Here is an 18,778-nt window from a genome sequence, read left to right as displayed (position 1 = left end):
ATGAAAGCATTATCCAAACTGAAGGCGGAAGAAGGCATCTGGATGACCGACGTACCGGAACCGGAGGTCGGCCCCAACGATTTGCTGATTAAAATCCGTAAGACCGCGATTTGCGGTACCGACGTGCATATCTACAATTGGGACGACTGGTCGCAAAAAACCATTCCGGTTCCGATGGTGGTAGGCCATGAATACGTCGGCGAAGTGGTAGGTATTGGCCAGGAAGTTCGCGGTTTTAAGACTGGCGATCGCGTTTCCGGTGAAGGGCATATTACCTGTGGCCACTGCCGTAACTGCCGTGCCGGACGCACGCATCTGTGCCGCAATACTACCGGCGTTGGCGTAAACCGTCCGGGCTGCTTTGCTGAGTATCTGGTGATCCCGGCATTTAACGCGTTTAAAATCCCGGACAATATCTCTGACGATCTGGCGTCGATTTTCGATCCATTTGGTAATGCGGTTCATACCGCGCTCTCTTTCGATTTGGTCGGCGAAGACGTACTGGTTTCCGGCGCAGGCCCGATCGGCGTGATGGCGGCAGCGGTAGCGAAGCACGTCGGCGCGCGTAACGTCGTGATCACCGATGTGAACGAATATCGTCTGGATCTGGCGCGTAAAATGGGGGTTACCCGGGCGGTAAACGTGGCGAAAGAGAACCTTAACGAGGTGATGGCCGGGCTGGGCATGACCGAAGGTTTTGATGTCGGTCTGGAGATGTCCGGCGCGCCATCAGCGTTCCGTACCATGCTGGATACCATGAACCACGGCGGGCGAATCGCGATGCTCGGAATTCCGCCATCGGATATGTCTATCGACTGGACCAGGGTGATTTTTAAAGGGCTGTTTATCAAAGGGATTTATGGCCGGGAAATGTTTGAAACCTGGTACAAAATGGCTGCGCTCATCCAGTCTGGTCTCGATCTGTCGCCGATTATCACCCACCGTTTTGCGATTGATGACTTCCAGCAGGGCTTTGATGCCATGCGTTCCGGTCAGTCCGGAAAAGTGATCCTCAACTGGGATTAATTTAACCCGCGCGGCGCCATAAAAAGCGCCTGCGGGTCATGCCGGTCAGTCAGGTACTGTTTGCCGGGCTTTATTACCGGTCAGAAAGAAGATATTCGCCATCTCCGCAGCCTGTGAACAGCATGGGGGCGTTTTACTCGCGCCCAACCCCCTGCAAATCTTCAGCTACCAGAGTGCTGAAAGTTATAAAAAAGACAATACTCGCTGGCAAATGAAGCCACATAGAAACCCTATGACTTACTTAACTGACCGGCATGACCCGGACGATTTTTGAGAATTAACTTACAGTTTTACGATATCGCTCCCACGCCGCACTTTTTTTAAAGTGCTTTCTTACTTAATCATTTATACAGTCTGTTTAGTCAACGTTTATCCCTTACAAAAAACATGCTTAAACTTTCTGTATGCTTATTGACCTGTAATTCATCCCGCTTGTTACGGGAAGTTTTACCCCCTTTGCTCAAGGTAGCCGATGAACTTATCGTCATCGACTCAGGCAGCACGGATGCCACGCTGCAGATTTGCCAGCAATTTGGCCTCACCGCTCACCATCATCCTTATGTCACTCACGGCGCGCAGATGAATTACGCCATCTCACGGGCTACGCATGACTGGGTACTGTGTATGGATAGCGATGAAATTCTTGATGATGAGGTAACAGCGGCAATTCTGGCGCTAAAGGCGGGTGATGAGCCTGACCCAGCCTGTGCATGGCGTCTGCCGCGCTACTGGTTTGTTTTGGGTGAAGAAGTGCGCACCATTTACCCGGTGTCATCGCCGGATTTTCCGGTGCGCTTATTTAATCGCGCCGTTGCCAGATTCAATGACCGCCCGGTGGACGATCAGGTAGTGGGTTTTAAACACGACAGTAAGCTGCCGGGTTTCGTTCGCCATGACACTTTCTATTCCCTGCACGAGGTATTCAGTAAGCTGAATAGCTACACCACGCGGCTGGTTGTGCATCAGAAGATCAGGCCGTCGATCGGGCGCGGAATTATCAGCGCAATTGGCGCGTTCTTTAAGTGGTATCTGTTCAGCGGCGCATGGCGGAAAGGTAAGGTAGGCGTGGTCACCGGGCTATACGCGACGTTTTACAGCTTTCTGAAATACTTTAAGGCCTGGTATGCCCATCAGGATAAGCAGGAACCCGCGGCGAAAAAGCACACGGATTCCCGAACGGTTTAGTGAGTTGGGCTATTCCAGCCCTGCCACTTCAATTTATAGTACTGCACCAGCGTACTCTGGCTGATGCTTTCGCTGAGAATGGTAAAGAAGCGGCTGGCATTTACCGGCTTCGGCGGATGCTTCGTTTTACACAGCGTCACGCCGCGGAACGGATTACGCGGCGGCTGAACCGGCTGCGTTGAGGTGTCGACCTGCGGCTCGTTGAGCAGGCTACTCGGGCGCACCAGAGTAATATCTGACGGCAGGTTATACACCATCTGCTGCAGTACGCGTACCGTGGTTGGATGGGGATGGCCAATGGCGATCGCCGACCCGTTACGGCGCGCCAGAGCAATCGCGCGATTGAACTGATAGCGGATATCCGCTTCGTTCTGCGTATCGTCGAGGAACACCTTACGCTTAATCACCTTCACGCCAGTGCCCTGCGCCGCGCGCATGGCCTGAGTGTTGCCGATGGTGACGCTATCAAGGAAATAGAGGTTGTAGTGCTCCAGAGCCTGCATCACCTTCTGCATGCCAAACAGATTCGAAGTCATGGCGCTGCCCATATGGTTGTTCAGCCCCACGGCGTAGGGGACTTTGCCATACGCGTCGCGGATAATACGCGCGATCTCGTCACTGCTCATATCCGGACGAAGCGTGTCTTTTTCCAGCGGCTGTTTGCTTATCGGCGCCATCGGCAGGTGAATCAGCACTTCGTGCCCGAGATTATGCGCTTTGATCGCCATTTCACGGGCGTGAGGGGCATTAGGGAGTACGGCAACGGAAATCGTCGCAGGCAGCGCCAGCACCTGATTTTCTGTTTGCGGACGGTAACCAAAGTCGTCAATAACGATGGAGAGTTTGCCGGCAAAAACCGGCGACGCCATAATCAGTGTAGTGGTTACTGCGAGTACAATTCGGCGAAACTGAAGCAAAACTTATCTTCCCAACCACGGCAGTGGATTGACCGCCTGACCCTGGCGGCGAATTTCGAAATAGAGCGACGGACGGCCCTGACCACCGCTGCTGCCAACGAGCGCGATCGGCTGACCCGCCCGGACCTGAGTGCCAACGCTGACCAACGCGCTTTGATTATAGCCGTAAAGACTCATGTCGCCTTTACCGTGCGCAACGACGACGACCAGGCCATAGCCCTGCAGCCAGTCGGCAAGAATAACGCGGCCATCAGCGATCGCTTTAACCTCGCTGCCTTCAGACGCAGCGATAACCATCCCCTTCCAACGTAGTTCACCTTGCAGCCGTTCGCCATAACGATGCAGAATTGTCCCGCGTACCGGCCAGAAAGCCTGGCCGTGCGGCGCGCCAAGACCACCGGTACGGGACATCAGCGAACGTTCGCTTTCAGTGGGCTTATAGGTGGTACCTTTACGTGAAGCTTCCTGCTGGCGATCGCGCACCGCCTGCGCTTCACGGGCTTCACGATCCGCGCGGGCTTTGGCTGCCGCCTCCGCTTGCGCAATACGACTACGCAGGCGCGATTCGTTTGCCCGCATTTCACTCAGCTGCTGCTGACCTTTTTGGATCGACGATTCAAGGCTGGCGAGGGTTTTTTTACGTTCGTTGCGCGCCTGTTCCAGTTTGTTCTGCTGGGCGCGTTGCTCATATACCAGGGTTTGCTGCTGGCTCTGTTTCTCTTCCAGCATGGATTTCTGCACCGCCACCTCTTCACGCGTTTTCTTTAGCTGGGCGATGGTCTCCTGACGCGCCTGGTTCAGATAGCCAAAGTAGGCCTGCAGACGCTCATTACGCTGGCCCTCTTCGCCGCTGAGGATCATCTGGATGCCGGTATGCGGCCCCTGACGAAACGCGGCGTCAAGCTGCGCCGCCAGATTACGCTCCTGTGAAGCGCGCTGGCGTTCCAGCTTCGCAAGCGCGGCGTTCATTTCGTCGATCTGCTTATTCAGCTGATTCAACGTCTCCTGGGTTTCTCGCAGTTTACGCGCGGCGGCGGAAATGGCTTCTTCCTGCGCCTTAAGCTGGGCGAGCAGGGAAGCGCGCTGCTGCTGCTGCTGCTTAATCGCCCGCTGTTTGGCGGCGATATCGGCCTGAATGGATTTTAGCTGGTCACGATCATCTGCATGCGCAGATGCGGCGCACAGCAATACGCCAGCGCTAAGCGCGCTGGCGTAAAGGACGGATCGAACTGCCGTTGCGATCCATGTAGTTGAATAAGTCGCCTTTCCCCTCATGGGGAAGGATTATTCCACGATGAACAGCGGCTTGCCAGTCATCTCTTGCGGGATTTCCATTCCCATCAGCGTCAGCATCGTCGGCGCGATGTCGGAAAGTTTGCCGCCGTTGACCGCTTTGACGTTTTTATCGCCAACGTAAATCAGAGGAACCGGCAGGTTAGTGTGCGCGGTATGCGCCTGGCCGGTGGCGGGATCGCGCATCTGTTCGGCGTTGCCGTGGTCTGCGGTAATTAACAGTTGGCCGCCGACCGACTCTACCGCCTGAGCGACCTGGTCGATGCAGTGATCCAGCGCTTCCACCGCCTTCACTGCGGCTTCCATCACCCCGGTGTGGCCAACCATATCGCCGTTCGGATAGTTGCAGATGATAGTGTCGTACTGACCGCCTTTGATCGCGGCAACCAGTTTTTCGGTCAGCTCGGCAGAACTCATTTCCGGCTGCAGATCGTAGGTTGCCACTTTCGGCGAGTTGATCAGAATACGATCTTCGCCCCTGAACGGCTCTTCGACGCCGCCGTTAAAGAAGAAGGTTACGTGCGCATATTTTTCCGTTTCAGAAATACGCAGTTGGGTTTTATCGTGCTTCGCCATCCACTCGCCGTAGGTGTTCACCAGCGAAGCAGGCGGATAAGCGACGGCGGTTTTGATGTCAGCAGCATATTCGGTCAGCATCACAAAGTTGATATTAACCACTTTCTTACGAGCGAAGCCGTCAAAATCAGCATTAACAAACGCACGAGTGATTTCACGCGCGCGGTCGGCGCGGAAGTTCATGAAAATCAGCGCATCGCCATCTTCCATTGCCGCATCGGCTTCGCCTTCTGCGCGGATAACCGTCGCTTTCACAAACTCATCGTTTTCGTCGCGAGCATAAGCCGCCTGCAGACCCGCGACGGCGGTATCCGCCTGAAACTCGCCTTTTGCCAGGGTCAGCAGATCGTAAGCCTGCTCAACGCGATCCCAGCGGTTGTCGCGGTCCATCGCATAGTAACGACCAACGATAGAAGCCACGCGGCCTTTGCCTAATGCGGCAAATTTGTCTTCAAACTTTTTCAGCGAAGATTCAGCACTGCGCGGCGGGGTATCGCGACCGTCAAGGAAAGCATGCAGGTAAATTTTTTCTGCGCCGCGTTCCGCGGCCAGTTCCACCATCGCCATAATATGATCTTCATGGCTGTGTACGCCGCCCGCAGAGAGCAGACCCATAATGTGCACGGCTTTACCTGTGTTTTTCGCCTGATCCACAGCGCCTGTCAGTACCGGGTTAGCGAAAAATGCGCGATCTTTAATTTCAACGTCCAGGCGGGTCAGATCCTGATAGACAATGCGGCCTGCGCCAAGATTGACGTGGCCCACCTCGGAGTTGCCCATCTGACGATCCGGCAAGCCCACTTCAAGACCGGAAGCATCAATCAGGGTATGAGGACGTTTCGCCCACAATGCGTCCATAACGGGGGTTTTTGCGCTGTAAATTGCGTTATCCTGCTGCTCTTCGCGATAGCCGTAGCCATCCAGAATCACCAGTACCATAGGTTTTTTAGAAACCGACATTGCGACAACCTCATGCTCAAAGACAAAAATTTGCGTAATTTTACTACAGCTGAATCGATCAAATTACCGTAAAAGATCAAAGAAAGAGAGCGGCCAGAGCGCAGCATTAGCTTGAAAGCGGTTTTTTTTCGTGACGAACCGCAGAAAATACATTACATCGTGCTCACTGGCTGTATTTGCCGCAATGCACAGGTATACTCCTTCCCTGGTTTTTTTATCACTTAGTCGGGAGTTGTAACCCCCCATGCAAGAAATAATGCAATTCATCGGCCGTCACCCCGTCCTGAGCATCGCGTGGGTCGCGTTGCTGGTGGCGGTGCTGTTCACTACCTTTAAAGGGCTGATGTCGAAAGTTAAAGTCATCACCCGTGGTGAAGCGACGCGCCTGATCAATAAAGAAGATGCTGTGGTTGTCGACCTGCGTCAGCGTGACGATTTTCGTAAAGGCCATATTGCTGGCTCCGTTAACCTGCTGCCGAGCGATATCAAAGCAAATAACGTCGGCGAGTTGGAAAAGCACAAAGCGCAACCCATTATAGTGGTAGACGGCTCCGGTATGCAGGCGCAAGAACCCGCCAGCGCGCTGAATAAAGCCGGTTTTGAAAAGGTCTTCGTACTGAAAGAAGGCATCGCCGGCTGGAGCGGCGAAAACCTTCCGCTGGTACGCGGTAAATAATTTACCCGCGCCTTTTATGGCGTAGCGCGTTTTCCCTCTGGCGCCTTTTCGTCAGGGGGAAATGATGTCTGCGACGTAAAATCCTCGCGGGTAAAACAGGAGTGAAGTCATGGCCAATATTGATATCTATACCAAAGCGACCTGTCCGTTCTGCGTGCGTGCGAAAGCGCTGCTGAACAGCAAGGGCGTGACGTTCAACGAGTTGCCTATCGATGGCAATGCCGCAAAGCGTGAAGAGATGATTCAGCGCAGCGGCCGGACGACGGTTCCGCAGATTTTTATTGATACGCAGCACATTGGCGGCTGTGACGACTTGTACGCGCTTGATTCACGTGGTGGACTCGATCCCCTCTTGCGCTAATTTTTACGCCCATCCCATCGACGGGCGTATTTAAGGACAACACGAAAGGGTTTTACTATGTCAGAACAAAACAGCACCGAAATGACTTTCCAGATTCAGCGTATCTACACCAAGGATATCTCCTTCGAAGCGCCGAATGCCCCGCAAGTTTTCCAGAAAGACTGGCAGCCGGAAGTTAAACTTGATCTGGATACCGCGTCCAGCCAACTCGCTGAAGGCGTGTATGAAGTGGTGCTGCGTGTGACCGTCACCGCCTCGCTGGGCGAAGAAACTGCATTCCTGTGTGAAGTACAGCAGGGCGGTATTTTCTCCATTGATGGCATTGAAGGCACCCAGATGGCGCACTGCCTCGGCGCATACTGCCCGAACATTCTGTTCCCGTACGCGCGTGAGTGCATCACCAGCCTGGTTTCTCGCGGTACCTTCCCGCAACTGAACCTTGCGCCAGTGAACTTCGATGCGCTGTTTATGAACTATCTGCAGCAGCAAACTGGCGAAGGTGCTGAACAACATCAGGATGCCTGATGAACGCGCTTAATGCTGCAATGACTGTGATCGGTGCCGGCTCTTACGGCACCGCTCTTGCCATCACCCTGGCAAGAAATGGCCACCATGTTGTGCTCTGGGGCCATGACCCGAAACATATTGCGACGCTGCAACACGATCGCTGCAACGCCGCATTCCTTCCTGATGTGCCTTTTCCTGATACGCTGCATCTGGAGAGCGATCTGGCGACCGCGCTGGCAGCCAGCCGCGACATCCTGGTCGTCGTACCGAGCCATGTATTTGGCGAGGTTTTGCGGCAGATTAAACCGCTGATGCGCCCTGATGCGCGCCTGGTCTGGGCGACAAAAGGCCTCGAAGCAGAAACCGGCCGTCTGCTGCAGGACGTGGCGCGGGAAGCGCTGGGCGATGATATCCCGCTGGCGGTAATTTCCGGTCCAACGTTCGCCAAAGAGCTGGCGGCAGGCCTGCCGACGGCTATCTCCCTGGCCTCCACCGAACCGCAGTTCGCTGACGACCTGCAAATCCTGCTGCACTGCGGCAAGAGCTTCCGCGTCTATATCAACCCGGATTTTATTGGCGTTCAGCTCGGCGGCGCGGTGAAAAACGTTATCGCCATCGGCGCCGGGATGTCGGACGGTATTGGCTTCGGCGCCAACGCGCGCACCGCGCTTATCACCCGCGGGCTGGTGGAGATGTCTCGTCTGGGAGAGGCGCTTGGCGCCGATCCGGAAACCTTTATGGGCATGGCGGGGCTGGGCGATCTGGTGCTGACCTGTACCGATAACCAATCGCGTAACCGCCGCTTCGGCATGATGCTCGGTCAGGGCATGGATGTGCAAAGCGCACAGGATAAAATTGGTCAGGTGGTTGAAGGCTACCGTAATACCAAAGAAGTTCGCGTGCTGGCGCAGCGTTTAGGCGTCGAAATGCCAATAACTGAGGAAATTTATCAGGTATTGTATTGCGGAAAAATTGCGCGCGAGGCAGCATTAACCTTATTAGGTCGTGAACGCAAGGACGAGCGAAGCAGTTTCTCCACGAAATAATTCGTGCTGCAGAAAGCGATAAGCATGTCCGGAAAGGATCTCGCCGTCGCGGAGTAATGGCTCGAAAGGGTAAGTCTCATGAATGAGACCAGTAAATCAGCAGCCAGCGTCTATGCAGCCTGAAGTATATACACAAAATCATTCAAGCAAGTTGCATCAAGGCGGCAAGCGATCGAATCCCCGGGGCTTACTAAACCGGGGCGAATCAGCACAGCCACCACAGAGGCAACATGAAGGATGGCGAGTATAATGGGGATCGTCAGAAGGGAACATTTATCGTCTGTATGACCCGGTCAGCAAAGAACTGGCCGGTCATTATTATATCGTCTGGAGTCAGCAATGCCGTGTGAAGAACTGGATACCATCTGGAATAATATTAAAGCCGAAGCCCGGGCTTTAGCAGACTGTGAGCCGATGCTCGCCAGTTTTTACCACGCCACACTCCTCAAGCACGAAAACCTCGGCAGCGCGCTGAGCTATATGCTGGCAAATAAACTGGCCTCCCCGATTATGCCCGCTATCGCGATTCGTGAAGTGGTGGAAGAAGCCTATGCCGCTGACCCGGAAATGATCGCCTCAGCCGCCTGCGATATTCAGGCCGTGCGCACCCGCGACCCGGCGGTGGATAAATATTCCACGCCGCTGCTTTACCTGAAGGGGTTTCACGCGCTGCAGGCCTATCGTATCGGCCACTGGCTGTGGAACCAGGGGCGTCAGGCACTGGCGATTTTCCTGCAAAATCAAGTTTCTGTAACCTTCCAGGTGGATATCCATCCGGCGGCGAAGATTGGCTGCGGGATCATGCTTGACCACGCCACCGGTATTGTCGTCGGTGAAACGGCGGTGATTGAAGATGATGTATCCATTCTGCAATCCGTGACGCTTGGCGGTACCGGTAAAACCAGCGGCGATCGCCACCCGAAAATTCGCGAAGGCGTGATGATTGGTGCCGGAGCGAAGATTCTCGGCAATATTGAAGTGGGCTGTGGCGCGAAAATCGGCGCCGGTTCCGTGGTGTTACAGCCGGTACCGCCGCATACCACCGCCGCAGGCGTTCCCGCTCGCATCGTCGGCAAGCCGGAGAGCGATAAGCCCGCGATGGATATGGATCAGCATTTCAATGGGATACACCATACCTTTGAATACGGTGATGGTATTTAACGCGTTCCCGGCAGCGAGGCTCCCTTCGCGTACACACAGGGTCAGAGTCATCCTGAATAACGTGCTTATCATCGTCCACTATTGATATTTTTCACGCCATCAGAAAAAATTCTGCAGCCCAAAAACCGGGATACAGCATAAGAGGTCAGCAAACGATCTGTCAGCAATGTGGCAACAGGGTTAACCTGAAAATCGTTCAGAATTGTAACCCACGGATTTTGCAAGGAATTGTTTCGGAAGGTTCTGTAAAGCCCAGTTTTCACAGTAAAAAAGTGCGTTGGGGGATGTGGTTAATGCAGGAAAGTAGCTATAATGCGCCCGCCTCCATGTAGCAATCGAGGCGCGGAAGATCGTCATCTCCGGTGAGGTGGCTGGACTTCAAATCCAGTTGGGGCCGCCAGCGGTCCCGGGCAGGTTCAACTCCTGTGATCTTCCGCCAAACGTCATTTCCCCCCCGCCGATAACATCCAAAAAGTCGCTTTATTTTCACAAATGCCTCATCCGCAAATCTCCCTCACTCGTAACACATAAGGCAACGGGGACACGCTGAATCTACTGGCAAAGTGCAGGACAATCACTTCCTCAGCCCACAAGCAAAAAATTTGATGGTTTGTCACCCGGAATACTCGATTCGCGTGGCAAAGCGGGAAGAAAACGCGTTATTGAAGTAAGAGCGGTAAAAATGGCCATTTCCCATAAAAATGGCCAAAATAAGCCAAGTTAGCGTGTCACATGTACCTGAGGTCGGGCTCCGCGCAGGAAATGCCCGTCCAGAGCGCGTTCCAACTGAGCTGCCAACTGTAATAATGTTCCGTCATTGGCCTGCCGGGTTTGAAAATGCATTCCCAGCGGAATGCCGGATTGCTGCCAGGCCAGCGGCACAGAAATACCGGGCGTGCCGGTTAAGCTGGCGAGCGGTGTATAAGAAAAAATGTCCCACAAGTCATAAAACCAGCTCAATACATCCGGGTTATCACTCAGGGTCAGGTACTTTTTTTCGCCCATCAATGGCGTTGGTTTTGAAAAAGTAGGCGTCAGAATGATATCCCATTGTTCATAAAACTGCCCCAGCTTGCGCGATGTCGTGTTAAACACATCCTGCATCTTCCACCGTTCGCTATAGGACATATCAATCCCTTTCTGCCAGATTTTGATGTTAATTGGCTCCACCTGATCTTCCGGCGGGGAGGAAAGGCCTTTCTTCTCCAGTAACCGCTGAATAAACTGGGCAAAATTGCTAATATAGCAGGTGGTTTGCGCCGCGAATGCGGCGTCAAAATCGATATCCGGCGTCACCCATTCCACCTCATGTCCCAGCTCTCGTAACAGCGTTACCGTTCGCTCCAGCTCGCTGACAAAATGCGGGTCGGCATGATATTGCCCCCATTGGTGTGATACCGCGATACGCAATCGACCAGGATCGCGTTTAATCAGTTCGCTAAACGGCTCATTGCTTTGCCAGTAGGGCATAAATTCCCCTGGTGCGCCGCCACGACAGCTGTCGACAAACAGAGCCGAATCCCGGACGCTACGACTCACGCAACCTTGAGTGGAAACATAACCGCTGATATCAGAAAGCCCGGGAGCAATAGAGAAAACGCCGCGGCTACATTTCAGACCGATCAACCCGTGAGATCCGGCGGGAATGCGGATAGAACCGCCGCCATCAGTCGCATGTGCAAGGGGAAGCACTCCAGCCGCAACCGACGCAGCCGCCCCAGCAGAAGAACCAAACGTGGTGTAATCCGGGTTCCAGGGATTATGCGTCACATATATGTCGGGATTTTCCGCCGAACCGCAGACGCCAAATTCTGGCGCGGCGCTACGCCCAATGATGTTCAGCCCGGCAGCACGGATTTTGGTGGTAAGAAACGCATCTTCAGTAGGCCTGTTGCCGCGCATAAATTTCGACCCTTGTTCCTGCAAACGGCCTTTCACTCCCGGCCCCAGGTCTTTGATCAAAAAAGGTACGCCGGCGAACGGTCCGTCAAGTCGGGTGCCATCGCGTTGCGGATCGGCGATAACATCATCGAACAGTTCAACGACGGCACTGAGATGCGGATTCACCAGCGCTGTGGCTTGCGCCGCCTGTTGCGCTAACGCCGTTGGTGTGACATCTCCTTTTTTAATTAGCTCTGCCATCGCGGTTGCATCACAGGCACCCCATTCATCCCAACTCATTACGTTTTTCATCATCACGCTATCCTGTACTTGTCACACTGAATATTGTCGTTTTGCGGACCGGATACGGCAGATTAAAGCGTCGCTGGCGCTTCCCAGCGCGGCATCGCAGCCAATAAACTCCGCGTGTAGGCCTGTTTTGGCGCGGCAAACAGCTCGGCTGTCGGCCCCTGTTCAATAATTTCGCCCTTCTGCATCACGATTAGCCGATCGCACAAACGCGCAGCCACACGCAGATCGTGAGTAACAAAAATCATTCCCAGCCCAAGATCGCGTTGAATCTCTTCCAGCAATGAAAGGATCTGTTGCTGGACCGATACATCAAGCGCCGATACCGCTTCATCGGCCACCAGAACACGTGGACGACAAGCCAGCGCTCGGGCAATAGCCAGCCGTTGACGCTGACCACCGGAAAACTGACGAGGAAAGCGAAATAACGCCTCGCGAGGCAGCCGCACGCGATCCATTAATGTTTCCGCGAGCGCCCATGCGCTCGCGCGGTCGAGGCCAAAGTTAATAGCGCCTTCACAAATCGACGATCCAACGGTACGACGGGGATTAAACGAGCGGTTAGGATCCTGAAATACCATCTGTACCCGGGAACGCAGCGCCCATAATTCGCTCTCCCGACAAGACTGCACCTCTTTTTCCCCCCAACGAATCACGCCGCAGGATGGGTCGATCAGCCGCATCAGACAACGGATAAAGGTCGATTTACCGGAGCCCGATTCCCCGACAATGCCCACCGTCTCTCCGTAATGCACGGCCAGACTGGCGTCATTTAAAGCCGCTATCCTTTGGCTGCGTCCCAGAAGCGAACGTCGGGTATAGGTTTTAGCGACCAGCTCGGCACTCAACAAAGGCTGGCCACGCCGTTTATCTCCGCTACGCCGTGGTATGCCGTCAGGAACGCTACCCAGCAGCATTCGGGTATACGCCTGACGCGGCTGGCGCAACACCTGGGCGGCCTCACCCTGCTCAACCACCCTCCCGAGATGCATCACCATGACGCTGTCGGCAATTTCCGCCACCACCCCCATGTCATGCGTAATAAACAACACCGCGCAGTCGTTTTCCTGTTGCAGTTCGCGGATCAAACCGAGGATTTCTTTTTGGGTAGTCACATCCAGCGCCGTGGTGGGTTCATCGCAAATCAACAGCCTTGGGCGCAGGATCACGGCCATCGCGATCACAATCCGTTGCCGCTGACCGCCAGAGAGCTGATGGGGATAGCTGTGATAGATACGCTCAGGATCTGGCAACTGGACCCGGGCAAATATCGCCAGGATTGCTGCCCGCCGCTCGCGGCGGGATAAGCGCTGGTGCGCCCGTAGCATTTCGTCAAGTTGTTTACCGCAGGTCACCACCGGGTTGAGTGCCGTCATCGGTTCCTGAAATACCATGCCGATTTGTGCGCCGCGTAGCGCATTGATCACCGAAGGCGACGCATAACGCCCCTGGTCAAGTAACAGGGTTTCTCCAATCTTCACCCTGCCGGCTTGTACGCTCAGCTCAGGGTCTAACAACCCCATCAACGTCATGGCGAGAACTGATTTTCCGGAACCGGACTCCCCGACCACGCACAAAGTACGTCCTGCCGGCAGCGATAAAGAGAGATCTTCAATGGCCTCCGCGCGATCGCCGCCCGGGGGGAGCGCAATTTTCAGGCCCTCAATAGTCAGTAGCGCCGGATCGCTGTGAGGAATGATGCCGGGGTCGAAATCAAGCGTAAACACGGCAGACATGGTTACCTCCTTATGGTCGGCCATCAGGCGCGCCGGGCGAGTTTAGGGTCGAAAACATCACGCAGTCCATCACCCAACAGATTGAATGCCAGAACGGCGGGAACCAGAAACAGCGCCGGGAACAGCACATTCCCGGGATGCTGGGCGAACTGAATGCGCCCTTCAGACATGATATTGCCCCAGGTAGGTATATCCGCCGGTAGACCGAGCCCCAGAAAACTCAGGATGGCTTCCGTGATGATGGCGGAAGCAGCAATAAACGTCCCCTGAACCAGAATCGGCGCCAGAGCATTAGGCAGAATATCGCGCCAAAGAATGGTGATTGAGGGCGTTGCCATGGTCCTTGCCGCTTCAACAAAAGGTTCGTCACGCAGGCTGATGACCAGGGAACGCACCAATCGTGTTACCCGCGGCACTTCGGGGATCGCAATCGCCAGCACTACCGTGGGCAGGCTGGCTCCCAGCATCGCTACCAGCGTAATTGCCAGCAGCACGGAGGGAATGGCCATCATACCGTCGACAATACGCATCAGAATCATGTCCAGCCGACGGTAATAGCCCGCAAGCATCCCTAGCAGACTGCCACCGGCCACCGCAATCAGCGCAGTGGCGACCCCCACCAACAGCGAAATACGGGTACCGAACAGAACCCGGCTCCAGATATCACGCCCCATGCTGTCGCTCCCCATCAGAAACAGATGGGGAATGACCTCACCATCTACCAGCGTCACCTCGCCCCGAGTACCGGCAGCAACGGAAATAAAGTTGTAATCCATGGTGGCGGGATCGAACGTTCCCAGCAGCGGCGCCAACCCGCCTAAACACAGCAGCAATATGAGAACTGCGCCACCCGAACGGACCGAAAGGTTATGCCACAACGTTGTCAGTGTGTTCATTGCTTAGCCTCTTCAGTTAACGCCTCAATAACGAATGCGCGGATCGAGTACCAGGTAGCTAATATCCACCAGCATATTCACCACCACATAGGCCAGCGCAAAAAACAGCACCACGCCCTGTAGTACCGGAAAATCACGGTTAAGTACCGCGTCTACCGTCAACTGGCCCAGACCCGGTACCGCAAATACGGTTTCCGTGACCACAACGCCACCCAGCAATAACGCCGCGCTAATGCCGATAATGGTTGCGATGGGTACCGCCGCATTACGCAAAGCATGAAACGTGACCACTTGCCACTCGCGAATACCCTTCGCCCGCGCAGTGCGAATATAGTCTTCAGTCAGCGCCTCACTGACCGCCGCGCGCGTCATCCTCGCCAACAAAGCGACGTAGGTAATAGACAAAGAGAGACAGGGCAAAATCAAATGGTTCAGCCAGAGCCAGAAACCCGCAGACAACGGCTGATAGCCCTGAACCGGAAATAATGACGTTTTTACTGCCAGGAAGTAGATCAGCACATAGCCGATAACAAATACCGGAACGGAAAAACCAGCAACAGAAAATGCCATCACGGCCCTGTCCAGCCACCCGCCCATCCGCCATGCTGCCAACGTGCCCAGCGGCACGGCAATGACCACGGTGAAGAGTAGCGTCAACAATGTCAGCGATAGCGTCGGCCCCAGGCGCTGAGAGATTAGCGAGCTGACCGGAGTATTAAGGAAGAAGGAGTAACCCAGATCGCCATTCAGCAGATGCTGGCACCAGATAACAAACTGCCGCCACAGTGGCAAGTTGAGTCCCAGTTGGCTGCGAATACGCTCCAGATCATCACTGCTGGCGCCATTGCCGCCGATAATGGCCGCCGGATCGCCGGGGGTCAGGCGCACGATCAGGAAGACGATCGCCGCCACGATCATCAGTACCGGGATTAGGCCTAACAGCCGTTTGGTGATAAATAGCAACATAACATCCTCCCGGGCGGCTTATTGGCCGTTCTTACGGATATTCCAGTACACCTGGGCGCCAGCGGGCACAATGCCGCTGATGCTGTCGCGTACCGCGGCGGGGATCATGTATTGTCCCAACGGAACATGGGTAACAACCTGATAGGCGTAAGTCTGTATTTCCTGAGCCAGTTGCTGCTTCTCAGCATCGTCTGTCGCCCGGGCAAAACGCGCTTTCAACGCTTCGAGATGCGGATCGTTTTGCCAGCCGAACCACCCTTTATCGCCTGTGGCATTTAACATGGCATTATTGAGCGGGTTCTGGACATCCTCTGCGCCCCAGGCGCTGATAAAGGCATTCCAGCCGCCGGCGCCCGGCGCATCTTTTTTCGCCCGCCGGGATACCAGACTCGACCAGTCCATGTTCATGACCTGAACCTTGAACCCGGCCTGCTGCAGCATTTGTTGGGCAACTAAGGGCAGTTTGCCGATGGTGGCGTTATCAGTCGGGCGCAGCAGCACAATCGGCTCGCCTTTATAACCAGACTGTCGCAGTAGCGCTCTCGCTTTTGCCAGGTCGGCCTTGCCGGTGAACGCCGTGCCCGGATCGCTGGCATAAGGGGTACCGCACGGAAACAGACTGGCGCAGGTACGATAGTATTTTGCATCGCCTACCTGAGTGCGTAGCATCGGTTCCTGACCGAGCGCCAGCATCGCCGCCTGCCTCACCTTCACATCATTAAACGGAGGCTGAATAAAGTTGAAGCGAAACATAAACTGATAGCCATTCGGCTGCGCATTCACCAGCCGTATGTGGGCCGTTTTGCTCAGGGTGGGAAGTTGTTCAAAGGCGGGCTGTTCGAGAATATCGACTTCATTAGCCAATAGCGCGTTCATTTGCGTCTGCGGATCGCGGATAATTTTCCATTCCACTTCATCGACATACACTTTCTTGCCGCCAGCCGTTCCTGACGGTGGCTCATTACGCGGCTTATACGCGGGGTTTTTACGAAACCATAAGCTTTCCCCTGGACGGAAGCGATCCGCCTCAAAGATATAAGGCCCCGAACCGACAATCTCCTTAATTGGCGTATCCGCTGAGGTATCGGCAATACGTTTCGGCATGATAAAGGGAACGTTTGACGATGGTTTACCCAGCGCTTCCAGCACCGGTCCAAACGGTGTGCGGAACACTAATTTGAATGTTTTCTCATTGACGATGTCCTGGTGGTCCAGCGCGCTGGCCATTAACCCCCCCAGCGTATCCCGCGCCATCCATCTCTTGAGTGAAGAAATCACGTCGGCACTGGTCACCGGCGTGCCATCACTGAATACCAGACCGTCACGCAGTGTGAAGGTCCAGGTTTTCTTGTCATCACTCACCTGCCAGCTCTGCACCATCTGTGGCTGAATAGCCCCTTTGGCATCCGTACCAAATAGTGTATCGAACACCATATAACCGAAATTACGACTGGCGTAGGCGGTGGTCCATATTGGATCCAGTACCGTGATATTGGAGGCGGGCACAATACGTAAGGTATTCGCTATGGCCGGGGCGGTAAAAAACCATTGCATGATGGCGATAGAACAAGCGCCAAGCAATGGCAAACCTCGCTGAACACGAGGAGCGAAAATCGCAGGGAATACACTGTCATATTTCATTGCCATATCCTCAGATTTTCGAGTGGACGAAGTCACGCTTTACATTAATGGGATGCGTAGTCAGTATAGAAACCGGCCGTCTGAGCACATATATACAGCGAGAATGAAATATTTAATAACAGTAGCTTAGGTCTGCACCGTCAGTATGCAATGATGTAAAAACTCATCATTGCGGTGCATGTCCTGCACCAGAAAAGAACAAAAAATCAGCAATTCCCGGAGGGGATATGGGGCTTTTGAACACCGCCTCGGCACAACCGTTGGTCAGGCAAATTGTCGACCGAATTGCCGGACAAATCGCCAAAAGGCAGCTCGTCCCTGGTAGCAAGCTACCGTCCATTCGCCAGCAGGCGCGTTTTTTCCATGTCAGTGTCATGACGGTGACAAACGCTTACAGTCGCCTGGTTGCGGAGGGGTATCTGGTCTCTCAGGCGGGACGGGGATACTTCGTGAGTCATTCACTGCCGCGAGGTGTCGTTGAACCGGAATCCGCCGGCGTTAAAGTGGACAAACTATGGTTGATTCAACGGGCCTATGAAGAGAACAATTCCTTATTAAAGGCGGGTTGCGGCTGGATCCATCCGCAGTGGCTGTATGGCGAAGGCATGCGCCAGGCCTTAACCCGGCTGGCACGCAACAAAACCCATGGTTTGACGCAATACGCATCACCACAAGGGCTGTTGCCGCTACGTCAGCAGATAGAACAGGTCCTTGCCCGACGTGGTATCCACGTACCGGCTCATCAGATCATGACCACTTCAGGGGCTACCCAGGCGCAGATCCTGCTGGTTCACTGTTTAACACGGGCGGGAGATACCGTGTTTGTCGACTCCCCGGGAAACAGCACCTTCTTTATTCAGCTACGGGCATTTGGTCTGAATCTGGTGGGAATTCAGCGCCGCCCTGACGGCTATGATTTATCGGCACTGGAACAGCAGTTGCGCCAGTATCGGCCCAAACTGTTCTTCACCACCAGCCAGCTACACAATCCCACCGGTTCATCCTTGAGCGCGACAATGGTCAACCAGCTCTTACGGTTGGCACATACCTATGAATTCACACTGGTAGAAAACGACATTATGGCCGGGCTGACGCCGATGGTACCCACAACCCTCGCCAGTCAGGATCAACTCCGACGGGTATGCTATATCGGCAGTTTCTCTAAAACCCTGTCGCCTGAACTGCGAGCGGGGTTTATCGCTTGCGACGAAGCACTCAATGAAAAACTGATGCTCTACAAAATGATTCACGGTCTCACGACATCAGAACTCACCGAAACGCTACTGTGGACAATTTTAACGGAGAAAGGCTGGAGCCTGCATCTTAAAAGCCTGGCAACCCGCCTGGCCGACGCGCAACAGGCCGTATGCAACCGCCTGGAGAGCATCGGCCTGCAATTATTCCATCGCCCCATCGGCGGCCCGTTTCTCTGGGCGCGCCTGCCTCATGAGGTTGATTTGTTAGCCATGACCCGCAGCGCTGCCGAACGCGGCATCCTGTTGGCGCCAGGGCACCTGTTTCATGTTGAACCCTGTCAGGAGCCCTGGCTGCGTTTTAACGTCTCTTACTGCCATCGACCTGAAGTATATGATTTTTTGGCCAGGTATATCGCCGAAGGGCGATAACGCTTTTGCGAAAAGC

16 protein-coding genes and 1 tRNA gene are annotated in these 18,778 nt (G+C 54.5%); 9 read left to right on the top strand and 8 right to left on the bottom strand.

The annotated features are described in order from the left end of the window. Window positions 1–1,026, top strand: coding sequence for an L-threonine 3-dehydrogenase (gene tdh / locus FE839_RS11605; protein WP_138360962.1), 1,026 nt, complete (start codon window positions 1–3; stop codon window positions 1,024–1,026). A 387-nt stretch (window positions 1,027–1,413) separates the two neighbouring features. After that, entirely contained in the window at window positions 1,414–2,211 is a 798-nt protein-coding gene (locus FE839_RS11600; protein ID WP_138360961.1) for a glycosyltransferase family 2 protein, read from the top strand. Here the strand turns inward: FE839_RS11600 and FE839_RS11595 are convergent. From FE839_RS11595 to gpmM, 3 genes are read right to left on the bottom strand one after another with little or no spacing between them, the layout of a single operon-like run. Further along, on the bottom strand, window positions 2,208–3,128 hold the full coding sequence (locus tag FE839_RS11595; protein ID WP_171034867.1) for a divergent polysaccharide deacetylase family protein: 921 nt from the start codon (window positions 3,126–3,128) through the stop codon (window positions 2,208–2,210). The genes FE839_RS11600 and FE839_RS11595 overlap by 4 nt on opposite strands. A 3-nt stretch (window positions 3,129–3,131) precedes the next feature. After that, window positions 3,132–4,403 (bottom strand): murein hydrolase activator EnvC, encoded by a 1,272-nt coding sequence (envC, locus tag FE839_RS11590; RefSeq protein ID WP_138360960.1) that lies wholly within the window; start codon window positions 4,401–4,403, stop codon window positions 3,132–3,134. Window positions 4,404–4,412: 9 nt separating this feature from the next. Next, entirely contained in the window at window positions 4,413–5,957 is a 1,545-nt protein-coding gene (gene gpmM / locus FE839_RS11585) for a 2,3-bisphosphoglycerate-independent phosphoglycerate mutase (protein ID WP_138360959.1), read from the bottom strand. A 244-nt stretch (window positions 5,958–6,201) separates the two neighbouring features. Here gpmM and FE839_RS11580 point away from each other — a divergent pair, with 244 nt between their 5' ends. The 6 genes from FE839_RS11580 to FE839_RS11555 all read left to right on the top strand — a co-directional run bounded on the left by FE839_RS11580 (window position 6,202) and on the right by FE839_RS11555 (window position 10,147). Beyond that, window positions 6,202–6,633, top strand: coding sequence for a rhodanese-like domain-containing protein (locus tag FE839_RS11580; protein WP_138360958.1), 432 nt, complete (start codon window positions 6,202–6,204; stop codon window positions 6,631–6,633). Window positions 6,634–6,742: 109 nt separating this feature from the next. Continuing rightward, window positions 6,743–6,994 carry a glutaredoxin 3 gene (gene grxC / locus FE839_RS11575; RefSeq protein ID WP_138360957.1) on the top strand — a complete coding sequence of 84 codons (252 nt, stop codon included), beginning with the start codon at window positions 6,743–6,745 and terminating at the stop codon, window positions 6,992–6,994. Between the two features lie 57 nt (window positions 6,995–7,051). Continuing rightward, entirely contained in the window at window positions 7,052–7,519 is a 468-nt protein-coding gene (secB, locus tag FE839_RS11570) for a protein-export chaperone SecB (RefSeq protein WP_138360956.1), read from the top strand. Further along, window positions 7,519–8,547: an NAD(P)H-dependent glycerol-3-phosphate dehydrogenase gene (gpsA, locus tag FE839_RS11565; protein WP_138360955.1), complete on the top strand. Its 1,029-nt coding sequence runs from the start codon at window positions 7,519–7,521 to the stop codon at window positions 8,545–8,547. Before secB ends, gpsA begins: the two co-directional genes overlap by 1 nt. Before the next feature lie 339 nt (window positions 8,548–8,886). Then, a complete protein-coding gene (gene cysE / locus FE839_RS11560; protein ID WP_138360954.1) occupies window positions 8,887–9,708 on the top strand; it encodes a serine O-acetyltransferase in 822 nt (273 codons plus the stop codon). Window positions 9,709–10,052: 344 nt separating this feature from the next. Continuing rightward, a tRNA-Sec gene (locus FE839_RS11555) sits at window positions 10,053–10,147 on the top strand. Between the two features lie 281 nt (window positions 10,148–10,428). Here the strand turns inward: FE839_RS11555 and FE839_RS11550 are convergent. The 5 genes from FE839_RS11550 to FE839_RS11530 are packed head-to-tail and all read right to left on the bottom strand — an operon-like array spanning window position 10,429 to window position 17,137. Next, the gene (locus tag FE839_RS11550; protein WP_241675626.1) at window positions 10,429–11,904 is read right to left on the bottom strand and encodes an amidase; all 1,476 of its coding nucleotides are present in this window, start codon (window positions 11,902–11,904) and stop codon (window positions 10,429–10,431) included. A gap of 59 nt (window positions 11,905–11,963) precedes the next feature. Further along, window positions 11,964–13,634, bottom strand: a complete 1,671-nt coding sequence (locus FE839_RS11545; RefSeq protein WP_138360953.1) for a dipeptide ABC transporter ATP-binding protein — start codon at window positions 13,632–13,634, stop codon at window positions 11,964–11,966. A 23-nt stretch (window positions 13,635–13,657) separates the two neighbouring features. Beyond that, the gene (locus tag FE839_RS11540) at window positions 13,658–14,530 is read right to left on the bottom strand and encodes an ABC transporter permease (RefSeq protein ID WP_138360952.1); all 873 of its coding nucleotides are present in this window, start codon (window positions 14,528–14,530) and stop codon (window positions 13,658–13,660) included. 24 nt (window positions 14,531–14,554) lie between these two features. Then, window positions 14,555–15,496, bottom strand: coding sequence for an ABC transporter permease (locus tag FE839_RS11535; protein ID WP_138360951.1), 942 nt, complete (start codon window positions 15,494–15,496; stop codon window positions 14,555–14,557). An 18-nt stretch (window positions 15,497–15,514) separates the two neighbouring features. Beyond that, window positions 15,515–17,137: an ABC transporter substrate-binding protein gene (locus tag FE839_RS11530; RefSeq protein ID WP_138360950.1), complete on the bottom strand. Its 1,623-nt coding sequence runs from the start codon at window positions 17,135–17,137 to the stop codon at window positions 15,515–15,517. A gap of 227 nt (window positions 17,138–17,364) precedes the next feature. Between FE839_RS11530 and FE839_RS11525 the strand changes: the two genes are divergently transcribed. Then, entirely contained in the window at window positions 17,365–18,762 is a 1,398-nt protein-coding gene (locus FE839_RS11525) for an aminotransferase-like domain-containing protein (protein ID WP_138360949.1), read from the top strand. Window positions 18,763–18,778 lie beyond the last annotated feature (16 nt).

The organism is Klebsiella indica (genome assembly GCF_005860775.1).
GTDB lineage: Bacteria > Pseudomonadota > Gammaproteobacteria > Enterobacterales > Enterobacteriaceae > Klebsiella > Klebsiella indica.
The sequence above is the reverse complement of the archived record's forward strand: the minus strand, read 5'-3'. Positions and strand labels throughout refer to the sequence as shown.